The following is a 21789-nucleotide window of genomic DNA, read 5'->3' as shown; positions in this document are numbered from 1 at the left end:
GAGAATTGATTATGCGAAATAGTGAAACGCGTACCACCAAAACCGGACCGGATGATGCCGGTTTATTCCAGCTGTTTAACGAGACTCGCCTGGATGAGCGTAAAAGCTGTGCCTTTGCCGTTTCCCTCCGCATGGAGGCACTGGCGCTCCACATCCTGCAAAAGGAAATGACCGGAATTGAGGCGGCAGAACTGCTGCGCCGTGAAGTTGCTCGTTATGAAGCTGAATCACGCGGGGACTGGCACTAATGGCTGATTCCATGGATCTCGTACAGCAGCGCGTCGAAGAAAACCTGCAGCGCCATATCCAGAACGCCCGCGCACGAAAGCCGGGAATTGCTCGCGTGCTTTGCATCGACTGTGACGCACCAATCCCAACAGCTCGCAGACAAGCCATCCCGGGCGTGCAGTGTTGCGTGACTTGCCAAGAAATCGCAGAACTGAAAGGGAAGCACTACACCCGAGGCGCGCTGTGAGCTTCGGAGCCTGTCAGTGATGCCTGAATTAACAAACGACAAAGGTGGCCCGACTGAGGCCGCCGGGGTTTTCCCATGGAACGCCCCGAAAAAAGCAGTAAACCCTTATCTGGACCCGGCGGAAGTTGCGCCGGTGTCTGCGCTTTCAAACCTGATCACTCTCTACGCAGCGGATAACGAGCAAGAGCAGCTGCGCCGTGAGGCGCTGAGTGATGAGGTCTGGGAACGCTATTTCTTCAATGAATCCCGCGATCCTGTTCAGCGTGAACTGGAGCAGGACCAGCTCATCAGCCGCGCCAAAATGGCCCGTGAGCAGCAGCGCTTTAATCCCGATCTGGTCATTCTTGCAAACGTCAGCGCCGAACCCGTGCACGTCAGCAAACCTCTGCTGGAGCGAATTAAATTCTTCCATGGGCTGGGAAGGCCAAAGGCTTATTCCCGCTATCTGCGTGAGACCATCAGGCCATGTCTTGAGCGGCTGGATCGTGTGCGTGAAAGTCAGGTGTCTGCCTCTTTTCGGTTTATGGCGAGCCATGAAGGGCTGGAGGGGCTGCTTGTACTGCCTGAAATGAATCAGGAACAGGTCAAGCGTCTGTCCACCCTGGTTGCGGCATATATGAGCATGTGTCTCGATGCCGCCTGCAGCGATCTGTTTGTGACGGATGACGTGAAGCCTGAGCAAATCCGACAGTCATGGGAAAAGGTAGCGGCAGAGGCTATGCGTCTTGATGTCATTCCGCCAGCGTTTGAACAGCTGCGCCGCAAGAAGCGCCGTCGCAAGCCGGTGCCCTATGACCTTATTCCGGGTTCGCTGGCGCGAATGCTGTGTGCAGACTGGTGGTATCGCAAGCTGTGGCAGATACGCTGCGAGTGGCGGGAGGAACAGCTGCGTGCCGTTTGCCTGGTCAACAAGAAAGCGTCCCCGTATGTCAGCTATGAAGCCGTGATCCACAAACGCGAGCAGCGCCGTAAATCGCTGGAGTTTTTCCAGTCGCACGAGCTGGTCAATGCCGACGGTGACACGCTGGATATGGAAGACGTGGTGAACGCCAGCAGTAGCAATCCGGCGCACCGGCGCAATGAAATGATGGCCTGTGTGAAAGGGCTGGAGTTGATCGCAGAAATGCGCGGCGACTGCGCTGTGTTTTATACCATCACCTGCCCGTCACGCTTCCATGCAACCCTCAACAACGGCAGGCCGAATCCGAAGTGGACCAGCGAAACAGTCCGGCAGAGCAGTGATTATCTGGTCGATACGTTCGCCGCATTCCGTAAGGCTCTGCACAAAGCCGGGCTGCGCTGGTATGGCGTCCGCGTTGCTGAGCCTCACCACGACGGCACCGTGCACTGGCATCTGCTGTGCTTCATGCGCAAAAAAGATCGCCGGACGCTCACTGCTCTGCTGCGTAAATTTGCTATTCGTGAAGACCGCGCCGAGCTGGGCAACAATACCGGCCCTCGCTTCAAGTCTGAACTCATCAACCCGCGCAAAGGCACACCGACCAGCTATATCGCCAAATACATCAGCAAAAATATCGATGGGCGCGGCCTGGCGAAAGAGATCAGCAAAGAAACTGGCAAATCACTGCGCGACAGCGCCGAGCACGTCAGTGCCTGGGCATCCCTGCACCGGGTTCAACAATTCCGTTTCTTCGGCATTCCAGGGCGTCAGGCATACCGCGAGCTGCGCCTGCTGGCCGGGCAGGCGGCGAGGGCGCACGGCGATAAAAAAGCATGTGCGCCGGTGCTGGAAAATGCGCGTCTGGATGCCGTGCTGGCTGCAGCCGACGCGGGCTGCTTTGCCACCTACATCATGAAGCAGGGCGGCGTACTGGTTCCCCGCAAACATCACCTTATCCGAACCGCATACGAGCTTAACGACGAGCCGGGCACCTATGGTGATCACGGCATCCGAATCTATGGCATCTGGTCCCCGATTGTTGAGGGCCGGATCTGCACGCACGTGATGAAGTGGAAAATGGTTCGTAAGGCCGTTGACGTTCAGGAGGCGACAGCCGACCAGGGCGCTCGCGCCCCTTGGACTCGTGGCAATAACTGTCCCCCTGTTGAAAAAACGTACCAGACAGGGGGCGAATTACCGGGCAGCGATGAACCTGCAGCGCTGCCGGACTTCGAGAACATGAGCAAAAAGGAGCTGAGAGAGCTGACCGCAAGGCTGCGGCTGGTCAAACCGAAGCGCCGGAAAGGCTATAAACAGGAAATTACAGATCACCAGCGCCTGCAGCTCGATGCGGAGCTGAGGTCCAGAGGCTTTGATGCCAGTGAAACGGAAGTTGATCTGCTTCTGCGTGGCGGCAGCCTGCCATCTGGGGCCGGGTTGCGCTTGTTCTACCGGAACCAGCGTCTACAGGAGGATGACAAATGGCGTCAGTGGTATTCGTGAATAATGCCAGATTAGCGCTGTTTAGTGATCCGCTGGGTAGTATGTGATTGAAAGATAAAAAAGGATTTTACAACTGGAAACTAATTCTATACTGTGTTTATAACCAGTGGATATATATACAGTTATTTATCCAGTAGTATGAACAGGAGGGAAGATGCAGGACTATCTTTTGGAGTCGTTGAAGCTCCAGCGTATTGATTTCTTTATCAAGCTTGTAGCGGCTAGTGAGTGTGATGATGAAGAGAAGCGGCTGGCTATCCAGTGGGTTTCTGAGTTAACGGATGAGCTGATGGCGAAGATTCGTGCCCATGAATACAGCCGGTCAATGGATCTTCCCGGTTAGCAGCAGGAACGTTGCTGGCGTGAGAACTAGATTCTCGCGTCAGCAAGGTCAACTAAGGATTGAAACAGAAAGCTCTTGAAAACAGTAGCAAGTTGCCTATTATCTACGCTGTATTTAATCGATGTCATTGGCTGTAATACCTTAAGTGATATTGAAAGGCGGTATGGGGAATGGATCTGGCTAAAGTTGAAGAACGCGTCCGAAGAGTCATAGGGACAATGGAGTCTGCCGAGCTTGATGAATATTTTTGGGGTAAGCGCTCGGGTTTGGGAGACTCATTACCTCCGTATTATCTCGTTTATTTTCTTTTGGTAGATTTACTGAAATTTAAAAATCGTGGGGTTGATGAGAAAATTTCTTTTTCTATCCCAGTCCGGATTGATGGGACTGTCGTAATTATAGAACATCGTAAACTTGGTTTAGATATATTTATCAAGAGTGATGATGATATAGAGCAAGCTAAAACTGTTTTGAGACATATTTGCGCAGGGGTTAAAGCTGCTACGAAATTTTTTGACTCGCTTGCAGACAATGCAGCAAAGACTTCAAATCTAAATGTTAATAACAATGCTAATTCTCTTTATGATAGGTTTTGCTATTTTTTAGAGCTATATAAACTGAAGCTTGATGAAGCTGCTGCTGGCCAAGAGTCTAAACTGGAAGTTGATAGTGAGTTTAAGTCTGATAATTTTTTCAGCCTGTTACAATCCACTTTTGAACAATCAAATAAGGTAATTGAACTCCGAAGAGAGGCTATGTGGTTAGCAACGTCTGCAATTGAGTCATTTTTCAATTGGACCGAGCATGTTTTCATTCTTATTGCAATCTTGAAGGGTGAGATAAAAAATGGGAATGATGTGGCTGATAAAGTTGGAAAAGAATGGGGGGAGAAATTCAAATTAGCCATTGATATTAACTCTTCCAGTCTAAAATCATTCTATGATCGTTTACTTATACTCAGAAAACAGGTGCGTAATTTTGTAGCCCATGGTGCCTTCGGTAAGGATGGGCAAGCATTGGAATTTCACTCAAGTGTAGGGGCTGTGCCACTATTGCTGCCTCATCGAGAAAATAAAGAACGTTTCAAGTTTGGAAATGGTGTGCATTTTTTGGCACCTGAAGCTATGCAATTAATTAACGATTTTCTTGAAAGTTTGTGGCAGGGAGATCTGTCCCCAGCAAAAATTTATATTGAATCTGGATGTCCTTTAATATTATCTTACGTAATTAATGGAACCTATGCGGAGGCGATGAGATCAGAAAGGGATATGGACTTATTTGTTAATTACTTAACTCGTGAGATGGATAATGCCTCAAACATGGATTGGTAAACTCTAGGTGTGGGTTACAAACACACAAAAAATCTTCCTGAGTTAGGTGTTATCCCAACCCAATGCTGTGTCAGGAAAACTTCATATGGCGCATGAGATCGCATGATAGTATGAGGATCGTTTTCGCTGATGCCCGCCAGAATTGGCGGGCTGTTGCATATGTCATGCAGGCGCATGAAAACCACGGCATAAAGCGGGTAGGCGTGGCGGGGATACGATTGCGCGCTCAGTCCTAAACGGCAATAATGAGTATCTAAGGGGTAATTAAGGGAGGTTATAATGTTTATCTGCGAAAATCATATTATCGAATCAAATATTAAAAACTTAATGCGTTTGCAAAACATTTATAATACTTGTGCTTTTTGTGGTTCAGATAATATTTGTTTAGATACTGAGTCACTTGAAGCTCATAACTTACTGAAGGCTATAGTGAGATATAATTATAATGAGGTCGATTATAATACTCATTTTGGTGGTGATAATTTCACGGGTTTTCTTTTAGCAGATGATTTCATCTTTACTAAAGATATACAGGAGCAAGATGAAGCTTTTGGGGACCTTGATGGCGAATTATGGGATATGGGTTTTTATGTAGATAATGAAATTAATCTTTATGCCGGATATGGAGCTGATAGAACATATAATATGCCATATATGTCTATCAAGAATTCACATCAACCATTTTTAGAGTCGTTATCGAAAAAACTTTCAGAAAGAAATTATCATGATTTTGAAGATGAGTTAAGGAGTATTATAAACAGCTATGATGATAACTTCGCTAAAACTATTGAAGGGAGTTCGGTAGTCTATAGAGCAAGAGTCGGAACTGCTGGTTATAAAGTTGCTCTACAAGAATTCAGCAGTGAAGGAAAGAAAATATTTGTTCCATTTAAAGACAAGGAAATAGGAGCGGTGCCTCCACTTAGGGCAACGTCTGGTAGGGCCAATAGAGTGGGGGTTTCATATCTTTATTGTGCTACAGATAGCTATACCGCGATTGCGGAAGTTCGACCGCATCCAACAGATGTTGTGTCAATTGGAACCTTTAGAGTTGCAAGAGCATTAAAAGTATTCGATTTTTCAAACCCGAATTTTTTAGGATTCATTGAGGATGATGACAGTCTTTTAGCTATGATTCCATATGCTAAAATGGCGGGTATTTTTAATACTGCAACCCCGCCTTCCTTAGAAGGTAGATATAGCGTGTCACAACTTATATCCGATTGTATAAGAAAGGAAGGGTACGATGGTATTCAGTTTTCAAGTACAGTTGGTGAAGGGAAGAATTTGGTTGTTTTTAATCCTTCGGACATGGAATTTATAGATGGAACCTCAAAAGTGATTGAAATTGACAGAGTTCAGTATACTTACGAGGAAAAACAAGTTGTAGGAATGAATGACCAGTGGGAAATTTATTATGAGGAAGTTGAGTAAGTGAGGGTTGCCCCGTTGAAAGAGTTTGTGTTTTCTCGGGGCTGGATCCGAATGTTAAGTAAAATAATATGGATTGAATGTGATTAGGTCTTCCCCTAGCCAATCATTAAATTCCTCCATCCTCTTTTGTAATGGTAATAGTTCGTTACGTACAAAAACGTTTGCCGCCTTCTCCACATCCCCAAACCCCCCAACATTACTCGGCATAATCCCCATCATCTGCGGCGGAACGCGGTGCGCTGCCATCATGTCATCGCGGCTCACATTTTTGATATTCAGAAACTCATCCTTTGCCGCGACCTCTGACAGCGGGATGATCTGAATCCCGTCCTTTTTGCCGTTGGGCGAGTACATAAACAGGTTGCGAAAGTTGCCCGGCCCTTTGGCGCTTTTCATCGCCTGGCGAATGTTGTTCACGTCCTCCTGGTTCTGCGCGGCGTCGGTCATGTACATGATGAACCCCGCATGGCTGCCATTGATGTAATACTTGCGGCGGAACAGGGTGGCGGACTCGTTCAGCAGGGCAGAAGGGATGGCGGACAGGTATTCCGGCAGGCCGTAAATCTCCTGGTTCAGGTCCGGTTCCATCAGGTGAAAAATGCTGCCTCGGGTGAACTCGTATGGTTGCGTGGTCATGCCGTACTGCACAAACCAGTAGGTATCGAGATCCACACCGCGCCGGGTGTATTTTGCCAGAGAAGGCTCCAGCGACAGAATGCCACCGAGCCGGTTGGTGCGCTTCTCCAGATAGGCGTTACCGAATACCAGATAGTCCTGCACAAAGCGGCTGAATGCCTGCTGGCTCAGCAGCGGGTGAGGGATAAAGGTGCTGGTCAGAATATTGCGTTTCACCGCAATCGGCGAACTGTGATGCACGGCCGCACGGTAGGTGCGCGCCAGTCCGTCAAAACTCACCGGCGGCTCATACCAGCGGTTCATCTGCACGCACTCGACATAATCCAGCAGCTCGCGGCGGTCCAGTACCGGGATCGGATCACCAAAGCTGAACGCTTCTGCAGACGCGCCGCTGCTGTGCTGAACGTTATGCGCTGCTGCAGCGCGGTTTTTCTTACTCTTGCCCATCAAAAAATCTCCACAATATTGCTGGTATTAGCGGCTTCGCCCTGCAGCGGTTCGTTAAACAGTGCGTGCATCGTCGCCCAGGCCAGATCGGCGTGGCTGGCTTCTTCGCTGCGGCTGGCTTCGTAAGTCGGGCGGTTGCCGCTGGCGGTGGTGGCGCGGCGGATTGCCATGAATGATTGCGCGATGTCGGTGTGTCCGGCGTCAAACTCCAGACGGCGGTGGCTGATAATGTCGTAGGCCTTGAGCACCAGGGCGTTTTTGACGTTGGGGTTGTAGACGAACTCCCGCACGGCAGGGAAGAACGCTTTCACGTTCTCATACACGCCGTGGCCGACGCCGGTGGAGTCGATGCCGATATAGGTCACGTTGTACTGCTGCGTCAGTTTCTTGATGGCGTCTGCCTGAGCGCGGAAGTCCATCCCGCGCCACTGGTGGCGCTCCAGAATACGGAACTTGCCGCCCGGCACGGTTGGCGGAGCCATGACCACGCACCCGGCGCTGTCACCGTTCTGCGTACCCTTTGCCGGGTCATACCCGATCCAGACTTCACGCCAGCCAAACGGGCGCAGAGCCAGGGCCTGAAAATCTGACCACACTTCCCAGCTGTCCACCATGCACGCCTGCAGCTCACTGAGCGGAAAGACCGACGCGAGATCGTCGATAAATTCGCACATCAGCAGGTTCTGGTATTCGTCCGGGCTGTACTCCGTGCGCAGCTGGTCGAGGTCGAACAGGTTACACCCGCCGCGCACCGCATCTTCCACGGTGACAATCTGGCGATACTGCCCGTCCGGGCAGAGCAGGCCGGGAGCCAGGCTGGTGTGGGTCAGGTCGATATCGACCTTATCGGCTTTAGCGCGGCCCCGGTTGAACAGCGCACCGGACCAGAACGGATACGCGCTGTGGGTCAGGCTGGACGGCGTGGAGAAGTAGGTCTGCCGCCATTTTTTGTGGATGGCCATCCCGGACGCGACCTTGCGCAGCTCCTGGAATTTCGGTATCCAGAAATATTCATCCAGGTACAGGTTGCCGTGGTAACTCTGCGCCGTGCGCGCGTTGGTGCCGAGGAAGTACAGGCACGCGCCGTTGCTGAGCGTCATCGGGTCGCCTTTCAGCTCCACATCGACCTCTTTGGCAAAGTCGATGATGTACTGCTTAAAGACGTGCGCCTGCGCCTTGCTGGCGGAGAGGAAGATCTGGTTGCGCCCAGTGGTGATGGCGTCAATCAGCGCCTCACGGGCAAAGAAGAAGGTCGCCCCAATCTGGCGGGACTTGAGCAGGTTACGGATACGGTGCCGGTTGCCTGCCTCCCACCAGTGGCGCTGGTAGGCAAACATTGAATCGTGGAATACCTCCTGCAGTTTCTCGATCTGCTCGTCGGTAAACAGGTTCTTTTCCGGTTGCTTGCGCGGGCCTTTGTTGCGGTTGGCGACGTTGGGGTTCAGGTCGGCTTCGTTGCCGCCATCGTTGAATTTGCCGATCCGGGCATGGCGCTCGGACTGGCGCGCCAGCAGGTCAATCTCCTTGAAGTCTTTCCCTTCTTTCTGCTCCTTCATGATGAGCTGGCAGTAGCGCGCGGCGGTGGTGAGCTGCATCTGATCCAGCGGCCCGTACTCTCCCCATTTATCGCGCTTCTTCCAGCTGTGAACGGTTGCAACTTTCTCGCCCAGCATTTCAGCAATGCGGGCTACGCGGTATCCCTGAAAGTACAGCAGCATGGCCTGCCGACGGGGATCGAGGTCTGCGGGGGTCAGTGTCATATCCATGGCACAAGCCTACGGCCTTGACTGACCTCTTTCTTCGGCTTCGTTTTGTATGGCGTAAGGCACAAGCGCCGCGCGTTGTCTCACTCCCCCCATCCCCGCAACCATAAGGCTCCAGACAGTTTTCTAACGGAGCACGGCTCATGACAGTGAAAGCAAAGCGTTTCCGCATCGGGGTGGAAGGTGCCACCACCGACGGACGCGAAATCCAGCGCGAATGGCTGGAACAAATGGCGGCGAGCTACAACCCGACGGTCTATACCGCGCTGATTAACCTTGAGCACATCAAGTCCTACTCCCCGGACAGCGCCTTTAACCGTTACGGCCAGGTAACGGCGCTGGTTGCCGAAGAAATCAAGGACGGCCCGCTGGCAGGCAAGATGGCGCTGTACGCCGATGTGGAGCCGACCACCTCCCTGGTGGAGCTGGTAAAAAAAGGCCAGAAGCTGTTCACCTCCATGGAGGTCAGCCCGAAATTTGCCGACACCGGCAAAGCCTATCTTGTTGGACTTGCCGCAACCGACGATCCGGCGAGTCTGGGTACTGAGATGCTGGCGTTCAGCGCCAGTGCCGCCCATAACCCGCTGGCGAACCGCAAGCAGAAACCGGACAACCTGTTTTCTGCCGCCGAAGAAACCCTTATCGAGCTGGAAGAAATCCAGGACGACAAACCCTCCCTGTTTGCCCGCGTTACCGCGCTGTTCACCAAAAAAGAGCAGACCGACGATGCGCGTTTCTCTGACGTGCATCAGGCCGTGGAGCTGGTTGCAACCGAGCAGCAGAACCTGAGCGAACGCACCGCCAAAACCCTGACCGAAAACGGCGAACGCCTGTTCGCGCTGGAGACTTCCCTGCAGGAACAGCAGGCCGCTTTTGCCGAACTGGAGCAGAAGCTGAACCGCGAAGACAGCCGCAGGGACTACCGCCAGCGAGCGCCGGGCGGCGACGCCCCGGCAGGCACCGTGACCAATTGCTGAGGAGCAAACCAACACATGAAACAGAAAACCCGCTTTGCCTTTAACGCCTACCTGCAGCAGCTGGCGCGCCTGAACGGTGTGGCCGTGACCGAGCTTGCCAGCAAGTTCACCGTGGAGCCGTCGGTATCGCAGACACTGGAAGATGAAATTCAGCAGTCCGCCGCGTTTCTGACGTTGATCAACGTGATGGGCGTAGCCGAACAGTCCGGTCAGCTGCTGGGCCTGGGCGTCGGCAGCACCATTGCAGGCACCACAGATACCACCACCAAAGAGCGCGAGCCGACCGATCCGACGCTGATGGCCGACGTGGAATACAAGTGCGAGCAGACCAACTTCGACACGGTGCTGACCTACGCGAAGCTGGACCTGTGGGCCAAGTTCCAGGACTTCCAGGTGCGTATCCGCAACGCCATCGTCAAACGTCAGGCGCTGGACCGCATCATGATTGGCTTCAACGGCGTGAAGCGCGCCAAAACCTCCAACCGTGGCGAGAACGTGCTACTGCAGGACGTGAACAAAGGCTGGCTGCAGAAAATCCGTGAAGACGCGCCGGACAACGTGCTGGGCACTAAAACGGCAGACGACGGCACCGTGACCGTCGAGCCGGTGAAAGTCGGGAAGGGCGGTCTGTACGCCAACCTCGACGCGCTGGTGATGGATGCAGTCAACGAGCTTATCGATCCGATTTTCCAGGACGACGATGAGCTGGTTGTGGTCTGTGGCCGTGAACTGCTGTCCGACAAGTACTTCCCGCTGGTCAACAAGGAGCAGGAGAACAGCGAGAAAATCGCCGCCGATCTGATCATCAGCCAGAAACGCATGGGCGGCCTGCAGGCCGTGCGCGCGCCTTACTTCCCGGCGAATGCCGTGCTGATCACTCGCCTGGATAACCTGTCCATCTACTGGCAGGAAGAGACCCGCCGCCGCTCGGTTATCGACAACCCGAAACGTGACCGCATCGAAAACTTCGAATCGGTGAACGAGGCCTATGTGGTCGAAGACTACCGCTGCGCCGCCCTGGTGGAAAACATCGAAATCGGTGATTTCAGCGCGCCTGTCGCACCGGACGCCGGGGAGTAACGCATGAGCCTGAGTCCCGCACGGCAGCACCGCCTGCGCATTCAGGCTGAACAGGCCGCCCGCGAGGGCGGCAGTGTTCGCCATGCCTCGGGCTATGACCTGATGCTGCTCCAGCTGGCCGAAGACCGTCGCCGTCTCAAGGGCATCCAGTCCACGGTAAAAAAGGCGGCGATCAAGGTGGAGCTGCTGCCGAAATATGCCGCCTGGGCAGATGGCGTGCTGGCCGCCGGAGGCGCGCAGCAGGATGACGTCCTGATGTACGTGATGCTGTGGCGTATCGATGCCGGGGACTATGCCGGTGCGCTGGAGATCGGGCGTCATGCCCTGCGCCACGGCTGGGTGATGCCGCTCGGCAACCGCAACGTTCAGACCGTGCTGGCCGAAGAAATGGCCGATGCGGCGCAAAGCGCGATGCTGGCGGCAGCCCCATTTGATGCCGACCTGCTGCTGCAGGCGCTGGACCTGACCACCGGGCAGGATATGCCGGACCAGTCGCGGGCGCGCCTGCACAAAGCCATCGGCGCGGTGCTAAGCGATAGTCATCCGGCATCGGCCCTGAATCACCTCACTCATGCGCTCCAGCTGGACTCCCGCTGCGGTGTGAAGAAAGACAAAGAGCGGCTGGAGCGCAGACTGCGCAACGACCGCTGACGGAACGTGCCCCGCGCACGGGCGGCACGGGATGGCGACAGGCTTTGCCTTATCAAAATCCCGTCCACCGCCCACTTATTCAGGAGAAGACCGCATGAAGTTTGTTGCGCCCGAACCGGCACCGGAACAGGCGGAGGTCATCAAAAACACGCCGTTCTGGCCGGATGTGGACCTGTCGGAGTTTCGCAGTGTGATGCGCACTGACGGCACGGTGACGCAGCCGCGCTTAAAGCAGGTGCTGCTGACCGCTATTTCCGAAGTGAACGCCGAGCTGTTCGACTTCCGCAACCGCCAGCGAATGCTCGGTTTTCAGGCTCTGGCGGAAGTGCCTGGGGATGTGCTCGACGGCAAAAACGAGCGCATTCAGCATTACCACAGCGCCGTCTATTGCTGGGCGCGCGCCGTGCTCAATGAGCGATATCAGGACTTTGATGCCACGGCGTCCGGCGTGAAGCGGGGGGAAGAGCTGGCAGAGGCCAGCGGCGACCTGTGGCGCGATGCCCGCTGGGCGATCAGCCGGGTGCAGGATGCACCGCACTGCACGGTGGAGCTTATCTGATGAAAGTGCGTGCGCACCAGTATGACACGGTGGATGCCCTGTGCTGGCGTCACTACGGGCGCACGCAGGGTGTCACGGAGCAGGTATTACGGGCCAATCCGGGGCTGGCCGAACACGGCCCCTTTTTACCGCACGGGCTGCAGGTGGAACTGCCGGATATCCCGGCATCGACCACTGCGCAGACCGTCCAGCTATGGGACTGAATCATGACGCTTGAGAGAGTCAGCGCCTTTATCACTTACTGTATAGCCGTGCTGCTGGCCTGGCTGGGCGACCTGTCGCTTAAGGATGCCTCCACCGTCGGCGGCGTGCTGATTGGTGTGCTGATGCTGGCGATCAACTGGTACTACAAACACCAGTCTTTCAAACTGCTGCGCGGCGGCAAAATCTCGCAGGGGGAATATGAATCCTTCAATCGTTAAGCGCTGCCTGGTCGGGGTGGTGCTGGCAATCGCCGCCACGCTGCCCGGCTTTCAGTCGCTGCACACTTCCGTGGAAGGGCTGAAACTGATTGCCGATTACGAGGGGTGTCGCCTGCAGCCGTACCAGTGCAGCGCAGGTGTGTGGACCGACGGGATCGGTAACACGTCCGGAGTGACGCCGGGCAAAACAATCACGGAACGGCAGGCCGCGCAGGGGCTGATCAGCAACGTGCTGATTGTCGAACGGGCGCTGGAGAAGTGCGTGGTGCCATCCGTGCCGCAAAAGGTCTATGACGCGGTGGTGTCGTTCGCCTTCAACGTCGGCACCGGCAAGGCCTGCAGCTCCACGCTGGTGAAACTGCTCAATCAAAAGCGCTGGGCGGATGCCTGCCGCCAGCTGCCGCGCTGGGTGTACGTCAAAGGCGTGTTTAATCAGGGGCTGGATAACCGCCGAGCGCGTGAAATGGCCTGGTGCCTGAAAGGGGCTGGGGTATGACGCGAGCGCTGGCGATAGCGTTGGCACTGGTCATCACAATGCTGGGCTGGCAGTCATGGCAACTGAACAATGCCCGGCACACCCTCGAAACCCAGGGCGAGGCACTGGAGACCAAAACGCAGGCATTGGCGAAGAAAAACAGCCAGCTGATCGGCCTGTCCATTCTGACCGAAACCAACAGCCGGGAGCAGATGCGGCTTTATGTGGCGGCAGAGCAGACCACCGCGCTGCTGCGTCACCGGCAGCACCGGATCGAGGAACTGAAACGTGAGAACCAAGATTTACGCCGCTGGGCTGACACTCCTTTGCCTGCTGACATTATCCGGCTGCGGGAACGTCCGGCCCTCGCCGGAGGTGCAGCTTACCGTGAATGGCTGTCCCAGAGTGACGCCGTGCAGCCTGAACCCGTCAGCGCCGCGCACTAACGGCGATCTGAACGCGATGCTGGATGAAACCGAGGCCGCCTGGGCGGTCTGTGCTGACAAAGTGGACACGATTGTTGCGTGTCAGGAGCGAGACAGTGAACAAGCCGCAGTCCTTACGCAGCGCACTGAATAAGGCGGTGCCTTATGTCCGTGATAACCCGGACAAGCTGCATCTGTTCGTGGATAACGGTTCTCTGGTGGCAACCGGCGCGCAGTCTATGTCTTGGGAATACCGCTACACCCTGAATGTGGTGATCGAGGATTTCAGCGGCGACCAGAACCTGCTGATGGCTCCGGTGCTGCTGTGGCTGAATGCCAATCAGACGGATGCCATCAACAACCCGCAGCTGCGCGAAAAGCTGTGCACCTTTGAGGTCGATATTCTGCGCAACGACGCTTGTGATATCAGTCTGAACCTGCAGCTGACGGAGCGCGTGCTGGTCAACGCCGACGGCGGAGTCTCGACAGTTAAGGCGGAGTCAGAACCCGACGAGCCAGAAGAAATGTGGACGGTGAAATGTGGATAATCTGCACAAAGTGGACGAGTGGCTGGCGGCCCTGCTGGCGAATCTGGAGCCTGCTGCTCGTCAGCGCATGATGCGGGAACTGGCGCAGGAGTTGCGCCGGAGCCAGCAGCAGAATATCCGGCTGCAGCGTAATCCTGATGGCACAGGCTACGAGCCGCGCCGGGTAACTGCCAGGACAAAGAAAGGCCGCATTAAGCGGCAGATGTTCACCAAACTCCGCACCACGAAATACCTGAAAACTGCAGCCAGCGTGGACTCTGCCAGCGTGCAGTTTGTTGGGAAGGTGCAGCGCATTGCTCGGGTTCACCATTATGGTTTACGGGAGCGAAACAATATGCATGGCTCGGAAGTTAAATATTCCGAGCGTAGGTTGTTGGGAGTGAGTAAAGAATGCGAAAAGAAAATTCGTGATACAATTTTATTATGGCTTCATTACTGACAAGTAAGTGGTTTGCCTTCAACCCAACTTGGGCCATGGAATGATAGAATTGGTGTGCTCATATTTTCTATTTCCCATCTTGGCCTGAAGTCGGTTCTGAATAATGTTCTATAAGTGTGTTGAAACCTAAATTCGAAAATTTCTTTTCCATATTGAGCTTCTAGTAAAATATGAATGGCTGCGATTGAATTAATTAGAACCTCGAGGGTGGCTTTTGATTTTGTATTTCCACGGTCATGTTTGACTTTGTTATAAGTATCATACCATGGGAGGGATGCTGTTGGTGCGGTATTAGACCAGCCCTTGAATGGTTTTAATTGGTTGAAGCCAAGGTAATTATTAAAGCTAACGCAATACCAATTCAATTTCAATGCACTAAGGCACCATATATAATCTTCTGTAGTATAATTTCGTCTTTTAGGTTTTACACCGCTTGAAGTTAGAATCATTTTAAGTAAATACTCCACTTCAGTGCATGCAATGATTATTAGTTCTCTGATTTTATTTCCATAGGTATTTAAGTTTCCGTTTTCAGGTTCTATGGTTTGAAAAATATCCTCAAGAGAATTAATTATATTTTCATATGCCCTAACTTCTTCAGACATTTCGGGTTCTAAATATTGCCTGTAAAATAATCCTGGCTCCCCCCTGTTAATCCTTGGGGTAAAAGAGCCTGCATCCGAAGATATTTGTGTTTTAATTACATTGAAAACACCTCTGGAATCATTTTTTGTGAGGACTAATGATATAAGTCTATGAAGGTTTTCAGTATTTAATTGTGTTGGTGTGGTAACTTCAGGGAATTCACTTGAGTAAATTTTCCAAGTCGTTGCACCTACGTAATCCATTGAATGATTATTGGCGGGGTAGTATTGAATTTTGTAGTCGCCTGATTCGTTAGGCTCGTCGATTTGAAAATAACCGATCTCTCTGCATTCAGTTTGATATACGTAACTATCCATCGCTTTCTCTCATATGCCTATTGTGCTGAAAACCATACAGGTTTTTTATCGTGAGGTAAAAACCTGTAAATGTCATTCTTAGCATTATGAACACACAACTAACAGAAATCATGCGCCTTATCACCAACCTGATCCGCACCGGCACCGTGACCGAAGTGGACCGGGAGAACTGGCTATGCCGGGTAAAGGTGGGCGAACTAGAAACCAACTGGATTAACTGGCTGACGCTGCGCGCCGGTGGTGCCCGCACATGGTGGTGCCCGTCGCCGGATGAGCAGGTGGTGGTCCTGAGCATGGGCGGCAATCTCGAAACGGCGTTCGCGCTACCCGCCATCTACTCCAGCCAGTTTGCGCCGCCGTCGGATTCCGTGGACGGCTGCGTGACGCAGTACCCGGACGGCGGCTGGTTTGAGTACGAACCTGCCACCGGCCGCTGGCATGTGAAAGGTATCAGATCCATGGTGATCGAGGCGGCCGACAATATCACCTTCAAAACCTCGGAATTTGTGGTGGAGGCCGACACCACGCGCATCAACAGCGAGGTGGTGATCAACGGCGCTGTCACCCAGGGCGGCGGCCCGATGAGTTCCAACGGGATCGTGGTGGATGACCATGCCCATATTAAAGCCATGAAGGGCGGTGACACGTCGGGAGGTCCGGTATGACGCTGTATCTCGGCATGAGCCAGAGCAACGGGAAAGCCATTACGGACACGGACCATCTGCGCCAGTCGGTGCGCGATATTCTGCTGACACCTCAAGGCAGCCGCATTGCCCGCCGGGAATATGGCTCCCTGTTGTCCGTCCTGATTGACCAGCCCCAGAACCCGGCGCTGCGCCTGCAGATTATGTCGGCGGTGTATATGGCGCTGAGTCGCTGGGAGCCACGCCTGACGCTGGACTCCATCACTATCAGCAGTAGCTTTGACGGCTCGATGGTCGTGGACCTTACCGGGCAGCGCAACAACGGCGCGCCGGTTTCCCTTTCCGTATCGACAGGAGCAGATAATGGCAGTCATTGACCTTTCCCAGCTCCCCGCGCCGCAGATCGTGGACGTGCCGGATTTTGAGACGTTGTTGGCAGAACGTAAGGCGGCTTTTATCGCGCTGTATCCGGCGGACGAGCAGGCCGCAGTGGCGCGCACGCTGGCGCTGGAGTCTGAACCTATCACCAAACAGCTGCAGGAAAGTACCTACCGCGAAGTGCTACTGCGCCAGCGTATCAACGAGGCCGCGCAGGCGGTCATGGTGGCGTATGCCCTCGGCGGTGATCTTGAACAACTCGCCGCCAACTACAACGTGAAGCGCCTGACGGTGACGCCTGCCGACAACGACGCCGTGCCGCCGGTGGCTGCTGTGATGGAAAGTGACGAGGCGCTGCGTCTGCGTGTGCCTGCAGCATTTGAAGGGCTGTCCGTTGCGGGGCCGACGGCGGCCTATGAGTTTCACGCCAGAAGTGCGGACGGGCGTGTGGCGGATGCGAGCGCAACCAGTCCTGCACCGGCGGAGGTCGTGCTGACCGTACTGAACCGCGAAGGCGACGGCACGGCCGGGACTGACCTGCTGGCCGTGGTTGAAAAGGCGCTTAACAGCGAGAGCGTGCGCCCGGTGGCGGATCGTCTGACGGTGCGCAGCGCCGAGATTATTCCATACAGCGTGGATGCAAACATTTTTCTCTATCCTGGACCGGAGGCAGAGCCGGTGATGGCGGCGGCAAAAGCCAGCCTGCAGAAGTACATCGCCAGCCAGACGCGGCTCGGACGTGATATCCGCCGCAGCGCCATTTATGCCGCGCTGCATGTCGAAGGTGTGCAGCGCGTCGAGCTGGCATCCCCGCTGAATGATGTGGTGCTGGACAAGACGCAGGCCGCCTCCTGCACACAGTGGGATGTGACCAACGGAGGCACGGATGAATAGTCTGCTGCCGCCTGGCTCATCGCCGCTTGAGCGCCGACTGGCGCAGAGCTGCAGCGGGATTTCCGGGCTGGAGGTGCCGCTGCGTGACCTGTGGAACCCGGCAACCTGCCCGGTCAGTTTCCTGCCGTATCTGGCGTGGGCCTTTTCCGTGGATCGCTGGGACGAGAGCTGGACGGAAAGCGTGAAGCGCCGGGTGGTACAGGATGCGTTCTATATCCATCAGCACAAAGGTACAACCAGCGCCGTGCGTCGGGTGGTGGAGCCGTTCGGCTTCCTGATCCGCATTATCGAATGGTGGCAGACCGGTGAACAGCCTGGCACGTTTCGCCTGGATATCGGCGTGCAGGACCAGGGCATCACAGAAGAAACCTATCTGGAGCTGGAGCGCCTCATCAGCGACGCCAAACCCTGCAGCCGCCATCTGATCGGCATGTCCATCAACCTGCAGACCAGCGGGCCGTATTTCGTCGGCGCAGCCACCTACACCGGCGAGGAAATCACCATTTATCCGTATATCAATGAAACCATTATTTCTGGCGGCACCGCTTATGAGGGCGGGGCGGTCCATGTTATTGACACAATGAGAGTGAATCCATGAGCGCAAAATTCTACACCCTGCTGACGGAGATCGGCGCGGCGAAGCTGGCAAGTTCCGCCGCGCTCGGCGTGCCGCTGAACATTACCCGGATGGCAGTAGGCGACGGTGGCGGTGTACTCCCCACACCCAGCGCGCAGCAGACCAGGCTTATTGCTGAAAAGCGCCGGGCCGATCTCAATATGCTTTACATCGACCCGCAGAACAGCAGCCAGATTATTGCCGAGCAGGTGATCCCTGAAACCGAGGGCGGGTGGTGGATTCGTGAGGTCGGGCTGTTTGATGATACCGGTGCGCTGATTGCCGTCGGCAACTGCCCGGAGAGCTATAAGCCGCAGCTCGCTGAGGGCAGCGGGCGCACACAGACCGTCCGCATGGTGTTGATCACAAGTAGCACCGATAATATTACCCTGAAAATTGACCCTGCAGTGGTGCTGGCAACACGCAAGTATGTCGATGACAAGGTGCTGGAGCTGAAGGTTTATGTGGATGACCAGATGGCGAAACACATCGCCGCAGCGGACCCGCATACGCAATATGCACCGAAAGACAGCCCGATCCTGACGGGCACGCCCAAAACGCCAACCGCACCGGCAGGAACGAACACTACACAGATTGCCAGCACGGCGTTTGTACAGGCGGTGGTGACGGCACTCAATAACGCGCTGGCGCTGAAAGCGCCGCTGGCAAATCCGGCCCTTACGGGAACGCCGACGGCTCCCACTGCAGGACAGACTGCCAACAACACGCAGATTGCCACAACGGCTTTTGTGAAATCAGCGCTGGCGGCACTGGTCGGTTCGTCCCCGGCGGCGCTGGATACACTTAACGAGCTGGCGGCAGCCCTGGGCAACGATCCAAACTTTGCCACCACCATGACCAATGCGCTTGCGGGCAAACAGCCGCTGGATTCAACTCTTTCCAGCCTGTCCGGCAAATCGGTTAATGAGTTGCTGTCCTGGCTGGCGCTGGGAACGGCTGCCACGAAAGATGTGGGCACCGGAAATAACCAGCTACCGGATATGGCCAGCTTTGGCAATTCCCTGGTTGCAAATGGTTATCAAAAACTGCCAGGCGGATTAATTATCCAGTGGGGGTCTTTTGCGGTTTCTGCCACGTCTGGGGGAGCAGCTTCGCTGGATGTGACTTTCCCGCTGGCGTTTCCGGTGGCATTCAGAAGTCTGGTTGCGTTTATGGCAACAAATGATCCGTCGCAACGTTTTGCGGGTTTTGATACTGCCAATACCAACAGAATCAAAGCGAGATTCACCTATCTTACACCAACAACAAACGCTATTTACTGGATTGCGCTTGGGAGCTGATACCGATGAAAAATTACTATTTTGATCCGCATAGTGCTGGTTTCTATGTTTTTCCAGACAGCCCCGTCATTCCAGACGACGCTGTGGAGATCGGCCCGGAAATGTACGCTCAGTTCGCAGGCGCGCCCTGGCCTGCAGGTAAGGTCATGGGCGCGGATACTGCTGGCTTGCCAGTCTGGAAAGATGCACCACCGCTCTCATCTGAGGAACGGGAGCAGGCAGCTGAAATCAAACTTCAGGCACTGATTAATCAGGCGAATGAATACATGAACAGCAGACAGTGGCCGGGCAAGGCAGCCATTGGTCGGCTCGCTGGTGAGGAGCTGGCGGATTACAACCACTGGCTGGATTATCTGGATGCGCTTGAGGCAGTGGATACTGCTGGTGCGCACGAGAACAATTGGCCTCAGTCACCAATTTAACAGATTGCTCTTCCGCTTCTGCGAGGAGCTAATCAGCGCTTTCTCCAAAGGGACTTTTAATATTGAGAATACTATTTATCTCTTCTGCAAAAAGAACGAAAGTAGAAGCGACCAGGCATTTCTCACTTTTAGATCTATGCTCTTTGAATATTCCGACAACACGAAGCGTCAACGCTTTGGTGTGAATGTTTTGCATGATTTGTAATACCGGCGCACCACTCATTCCTTCAAGATATGGCACCGATGTGAGTGTGCTGGCAGGTTCTGTTCTGACTGTAGTTCCTTTGCCTTGTCTTGAGTCAAATGGGAAATGGATTTCTTCATTTTGAGAGTTGTATTCAAAATAGTGATGAACAAAATTAAATCGTTGTAATCCCTTGCTAGGTCTGTCTTTGTGGAATTTATTTTTTGTTGCGGGATACCCAGAGATAATCATAGATGACGTGGGTGAAATATCAGTGCGAGAAACATCTGAGAAGAAAACGAATCCTTTGCCTGAATAAAGCATTGCTTCTGGAAGTTCAATAAATGCGTAATCTTGTTCAGAGTTATAATGAACGGCAATATTTTCAAATGGGTACATCTGCCTTTCAACCCTGAAATACCTACTGTCTAGATCTTTCATCCCTTCAACTACATGGCCTGCTGTAACGATATAAGGGTTGTTGTTTATTAACATCAAAAAGCCACTGCCCACTGTAAGTGTTTCTTTTTTGCTATTTGGTTTTGGTGCATGGAATGAGACGAAAGCTCGATCCCACTTATCAGTAAGTTGGGAGGCAATATTATCTTCAATGCCATCAGGATATAGATCAATAATTGAGGGGTATGGATAATAGAACGAAGGGATGAGCATGGTGTTCTCCGATATTTGAGTGTTAATGAGTCATACCGGACTCTAATTGTATCGTCAATGGCACACTGCTATCTGGATGATGTAAGTCATCAATCAGGCCAATGTATCCCGGTAATGAAACTGGAGATATTTTTATGGCTCAGGATTACCACCACGGGGTGCGCGTTGTCGAAATCAACGAAGGCACCCGACCCATTACCACGGTGAGCACCGCTATCGTGGGCATGGTCTGCACCGGCGATGATGCTGATGCGGCAATGTTCCCTCTCAACAAACCGGTCCTGCTGACCGACGTACTAACCGCCAGCGGCAAAGCGGGCGAGTCCGGCACGCTGGCCCGTTCGCTGGATGCGATTGCCGATCAGGCCAAACCCGTCACCGTCGTAGTGCGTGTGCCGCAGGGCGAAACCGAAGCGGAAACCACCTCTAATATCGTCGGCGGCGTCACCGCTGACGGTAAAAAAACGGGCATGAAAGCGCTGCTGTCGGCGCAGTCACAGCTTGGCGTGAAACCGCGCATCCTCGGCGTGCCAGGGCATGACACGCAGGCTGTGGCGACGGAACTGCTGAGTGTGGCGCAGAGCCTGCGCGGGTTTGCCTACCTCTCCGCCTACGGTTGTAAAACGGTGGAGGACGCCATTGCCTATCGCGCTAATTTCAGTCAGCGCGAGGGGATGCTGATCTGGCCGGACTTCATCAATTTTGACACCGTGCTGAATGCCGACGCGACGGCCTACGCCTCCGCCCGTGCGCTCGGTCTGCGCGCCAAAATTGACGAGCAGACTGGCTGGCACAAAACCCTGTCCAACGTCGGCGTGAACGGCGTCACCGGGCTGTCCGCCGATGTGTTCTGGGATCTGCAGGACCCGGCAACCGACGCGGGGCTGCTCAACCAGAACGACGTCACCACGCTTATCCGCAAGGATGGTTTCCGCTTCTGGGGTTCCCGCTGCCTGAGCGACGATCCGCTGTTTGCCTTTGAGAACTACACCCGCACGGCGCAGGTGCTGGCGGACACCATTGCCGAGGCACACATGTGGGCGGTGGATGGCGTGCTGAATCCGTCGCTGGCCCGCGACATTATCGAAGGCATCCGCGCCAAACTGCGCAGCCTGAAAACGCAGGGCTACATCATCGGCGCGGACTGCTGGCTGGACGAGGCCGTGAACGATAAGGATTCCCTGAAAGCCGGGAAGCTCACCATCGACTACGACTACACGCCAGTGCCGCCGCTGGAAAACCTGATGCTGCGCCAGCGCATCACCGATCAGTACCTGCTGGATTTCTCCAGCCAGGTCAGTGCGTAA

Annotated in this window: 28 protein-coding genes; 24 read left to right on the top strand and 4 right to left on the bottom strand. The window is 54.2% G+C overall.

What is annotated here, in order from left to right; genetic code table 11:
* The first annotated feature begins 11 nt into the window (after nucleotides 1–11).
* The 6 genes from C0560_RS15705 (at nucleotide 12) to C0560_RS15680 (ending at nucleotide 5987) form a co-directional block, all read left to right on the top strand.
* Complete coding sequence (locus tag C0560_RS15705) at nucleotides 12–248, top strand: DUF2732 family protein (protein WP_248062701.1); 237 nt, start codon at nucleotides 12–14, stop codon at nucleotides 246–248.
* Nucleotides 248–475, top strand: a complete 228-nt coding sequence (locus tag C0560_RS15700) for a TraR/DksA family transcriptional regulator (RefSeq protein ID WP_174343700.1) — start codon at nucleotides 248–250, stop codon at nucleotides 473–475. The genes C0560_RS15705 and C0560_RS15700 overlap by 1 nt, the downstream gene beginning before the upstream one ends.
* Before the next feature lie 19 nt (nucleotides 476–494).
* A complete protein-coding gene (locus C0560_RS15695) occupies nucleotides 495–2879 on the top strand; it encodes a replication endonuclease (protein ID WP_248859009.1) in 2385 nt (794 codons plus the stop codon).
* Between the two features lie 154 nt (nucleotides 2880–3033).
* On the top strand, nucleotides 3034–3222 hold the full coding sequence (locus C0560_RS15690; RefSeq protein WP_174343702.1) for a hypothetical protein: 189 nt from the start codon (nucleotides 3034–3036) through the stop codon (nucleotides 3220–3222).
* A gap of 170 nt (nucleotides 3223–3392) precedes the next feature.
* Complete coding sequence (locus C0560_RS15685; RefSeq protein ID WP_248859008.1) at nucleotides 3393–4553, top strand: hypothetical protein; 1161 nt, start codon at nucleotides 3393–3395, stop codon at nucleotides 4551–4553.
* Between the two features lie 279 nt (nucleotides 4554–4832).
* Nucleotides 4833–5987 carry an RES family NAD+ phosphorylase gene (locus C0560_RS15680; protein WP_248859007.1) on the top strand — a complete coding sequence of 385 codons (1155 nt, stop codon included), beginning with the start codon at nucleotides 4833–4835 and terminating at the stop codon, nucleotides 5985–5987.
* Nucleotides 5988–6041: 54 nt separating this feature from the next.
* On the opposite strand, the gene C0560_RS15675 is transcribed toward C0560_RS15680, so the two are convergent.
* Together C0560_RS15675 and C0560_RS15670 are read right to left on the bottom strand one after the other, a co-directional pair.
* The gene (locus C0560_RS15675) at nucleotides 6042–7070 is read right to left on the bottom strand and encodes a phage portal protein (protein ID WP_248859006.1); all 1029 of its coding nucleotides are present in this window, start codon (nucleotides 7068–7070) and stop codon (nucleotides 6042–6044) included.
* Nucleotides 7070–8836 carry a terminase ATPase subunit family protein gene (locus C0560_RS15670; RefSeq protein WP_248859005.1) on the bottom strand — a complete coding sequence of 589 codons (1767 nt, stop codon included), beginning with the start codon at nucleotides 8834–8836 and terminating at the stop codon, nucleotides 7070–7072. The genes C0560_RS15675 and C0560_RS15670 overlap by 1 nt, the downstream gene beginning before the upstream one ends.
* A 140-nt stretch (nucleotides 8837–8976) precedes the next feature.
* Here C0560_RS15670 and C0560_RS15665 point away from each other — a divergent pair, with 140 nt between their 5' ends.
* The 11 genes from C0560_RS15665 (at nucleotide 8977) to C0560_RS15615 (ending at nucleotide 14409) form a co-directional block, all read left to right on the top strand.
* On the top strand, nucleotides 8977–9810 hold the full coding sequence (locus C0560_RS15665; protein ID WP_248859004.1) for a GPO family capsid scaffolding protein: 834 nt from the start codon (nucleotides 8977–8979) through the stop codon (nucleotides 9808–9810).
* A 15-nt stretch (nucleotides 9811–9825) separates the two neighbouring features.
* A complete protein-coding gene (locus C0560_RS15660; protein ID WP_248859003.1) occupies nucleotides 9826–10890 on the top strand; it encodes a phage major capsid protein, P2 family in 1065 nt (354 codons plus the stop codon).
* Nucleotides 10891–10893: 3 nt separating this feature from the next.
* Nucleotides 10894–11541 carry a phage terminase small subunit gene (gene gpM, locus C0560_RS15655; RefSeq protein WP_248859001.1) on the top strand — a complete coding sequence of 216 codons (648 nt, stop codon included), beginning with the start codon at nucleotides 10894–10896 and terminating at the stop codon, nucleotides 11539–11541.
* A gap of 94 nt (nucleotides 11542–11635) precedes the next feature.
* Nucleotides 11636–12100 carry a head completion/stabilization protein gene (locus tag C0560_RS15650; RefSeq protein ID WP_248858998.1) on the top strand — a complete coding sequence of 155 codons (465 nt, stop codon included), beginning with the start codon at nucleotides 11636–11638 and terminating at the stop codon, nucleotides 12098–12100.
* Nucleotides 12100–12303 (top strand): tail protein X, encoded by a 204-nt coding sequence (locus tag C0560_RS15645; protein WP_060572636.1) that lies wholly within the window; start codon nucleotides 12100–12102, stop codon nucleotides 12301–12303. Before C0560_RS15650 ends, C0560_RS15645 begins: the two co-directional genes overlap by 1 nt.
* Nucleotides 12304–12306: 3 nt before the next feature.
* Nucleotides 12307–12522 carry an HP1 family phage holin gene (locus C0560_RS15640; RefSeq protein ID WP_090279260.1) on the top strand — a complete coding sequence of 72 codons (216 nt, stop codon included), beginning with the start codon at nucleotides 12307–12309 and terminating at the stop codon, nucleotides 12520–12522.
* Nucleotides 12503–13018, top strand: a complete 516-nt coding sequence (locus tag C0560_RS15635) for a lysozyme (protein WP_248858996.1) — start codon at nucleotides 12503–12505, stop codon at nucleotides 13016–13018. The genes C0560_RS15640 and C0560_RS15635 overlap by 20 nt, the downstream gene beginning before the upstream one ends.
* Entirely contained in the window at nucleotides 13015–13443 is a 429-nt protein-coding gene (gene lysB / locus C0560_RS15630) for an Rz-like lysis system protein LysB (protein WP_248858995.1), read from the top strand. The genes C0560_RS15635 and lysB overlap by 4 nt, the downstream gene beginning before the upstream one ends.
* Nucleotides 13328–13576 carry an Rz1-like lysis system protein LysC gene (lysC, locus tag C0560_RS15625; RefSeq protein WP_248860294.1) on the top strand — a complete coding sequence of 83 codons (249 nt, stop codon included), beginning with the start codon at nucleotides 13328–13330 and terminating at the stop codon, nucleotides 13574–13576. Before lysB ends, lysC begins: the two co-directional genes overlap by 116 nt.
* On the top strand, nucleotides 13539–13970 hold the full coding sequence (locus C0560_RS15620; RefSeq protein ID WP_248858994.1) for a phage tail protein: 432 nt from the start codon (nucleotides 13539–13541) through the stop codon (nucleotides 13968–13970). Before lysC ends, C0560_RS15620 begins: the two co-directional genes overlap by 38 nt.
* On the top strand, nucleotides 13963–14409 hold the full coding sequence (locus C0560_RS15615) for a phage virion morphogenesis protein (RefSeq protein WP_248858993.1): 447 nt from the start codon (nucleotides 13963–13965) through the stop codon (nucleotides 14407–14409). The genes C0560_RS15620 and C0560_RS15615 overlap by 8 nt, the downstream gene beginning before the upstream one ends.
* Here C0560_RS15615 and C0560_RS15610 read toward each other — a convergent pair.
* Complete coding sequence (locus C0560_RS15610) at nucleotides 14403–15257, bottom strand: hypothetical protein (RefSeq protein WP_248858992.1); 855 nt, start codon at nucleotides 15255–15257, stop codon at nucleotides 14403–14405. The two genes, C0560_RS15615 and C0560_RS15610, sit on opposite strands and share 7 nt — an antisense overlap.
* Before the next feature lie 200 nt (nucleotides 15258–15457).
* Here C0560_RS15610 and C0560_RS15605 point away from each other — a divergent pair, with 200 nt between their 5' ends.
* Genes C0560_RS15605 through C0560_RS15580 form a run of 6 tightly spaced genes read left to right on the top strand, consistent with a single transcriptional unit; the run spans nucleotide 15458 to nucleotide 19626 of the window.
* Entirely contained in the window at nucleotides 15458–16036 is a 579-nt protein-coding gene (locus tag C0560_RS15605) for a phage baseplate assembly protein V (protein ID WP_248858991.1), read from the top strand.
* On the top strand, nucleotides 16033–16392 hold the full coding sequence (locus tag C0560_RS15600) for a GPW/gp25 family protein (protein WP_248858990.1): 360 nt from the start codon (nucleotides 16033–16035) through the stop codon (nucleotides 16390–16392). Before C0560_RS15605 ends, C0560_RS15600 begins: the two co-directional genes overlap by 4 nt.
* A complete protein-coding gene (locus tag C0560_RS15595) occupies nucleotides 16379–17287 on the top strand; it encodes a baseplate assembly protein (RefSeq protein WP_248858989.1) in 909 nt (302 codons plus the stop codon). Before C0560_RS15600 ends, C0560_RS15595 begins: the two co-directional genes overlap by 14 nt.
* Nucleotides 17280–17885 carry a phage tail protein I gene (locus tag C0560_RS15590; RefSeq protein ID WP_248858988.1) on the top strand — a complete coding sequence of 202 codons (606 nt, stop codon included), beginning with the start codon at nucleotides 17280–17282 and terminating at the stop codon, nucleotides 17883–17885. The genes C0560_RS15595 and C0560_RS15590 overlap by 8 nt, the downstream gene beginning before the upstream one ends.
* Nucleotides 17882–19204, top strand: a complete 1323-nt coding sequence (locus tag C0560_RS15585; protein WP_248858987.1) for a phage tail protein — start codon at nucleotides 17882–17884, stop codon at nucleotides 19202–19204. Before C0560_RS15590 ends, C0560_RS15585 begins: the two co-directional genes overlap by 4 nt.
* Before the next feature lie 5 nt (nucleotides 19205–19209).
* Nucleotides 19210–19626, top strand: coding sequence for a tail fiber assembly protein (locus tag C0560_RS15580; RefSeq protein WP_248858986.1), 417 nt, complete (start codon nucleotides 19210–19212; stop codon nucleotides 19624–19626).
* A 28-nt stretch (nucleotides 19627–19654) separates the two neighbouring features.
* Here C0560_RS15580 and C0560_RS15575 read toward each other — a convergent pair whose 3' ends face one another.
* Nucleotides 19655–20482: a serine protease gene (locus tag C0560_RS15575; protein ID WP_248858985.1), complete on the bottom strand. Its 828-nt coding sequence runs from the start codon at nucleotides 20480–20482 to the stop codon at nucleotides 19655–19657.
* 134 nt (nucleotides 20483–20616) lie between these two features.
* Here C0560_RS15575 and C0560_RS15570 point away from each other — a divergent pair, with 134 nt between their 5' ends.
* The gene (locus tag C0560_RS15570) at nucleotides 20617–21789 is read left to right on the top strand and encodes a phage tail sheath protein (protein WP_248858984.1); all 1173 of its coding nucleotides are present in this window, start codon (nucleotides 20617–20619) and stop codon (nucleotides 21787–21789) included.

It is taken from the genome of Lelliottia sp. AC1 (assembly GCF_023278595.1).
Taxonomy (GTDB): Bacteria; Pseudomonadota; Gammaproteobacteria; order Enterobacterales; family Enterobacteriaceae; genus Enterobacter; species Enterobacter nimipressuralis.
This window is presented reverse-complemented; position numbering and strand designations above follow the sequence as displayed.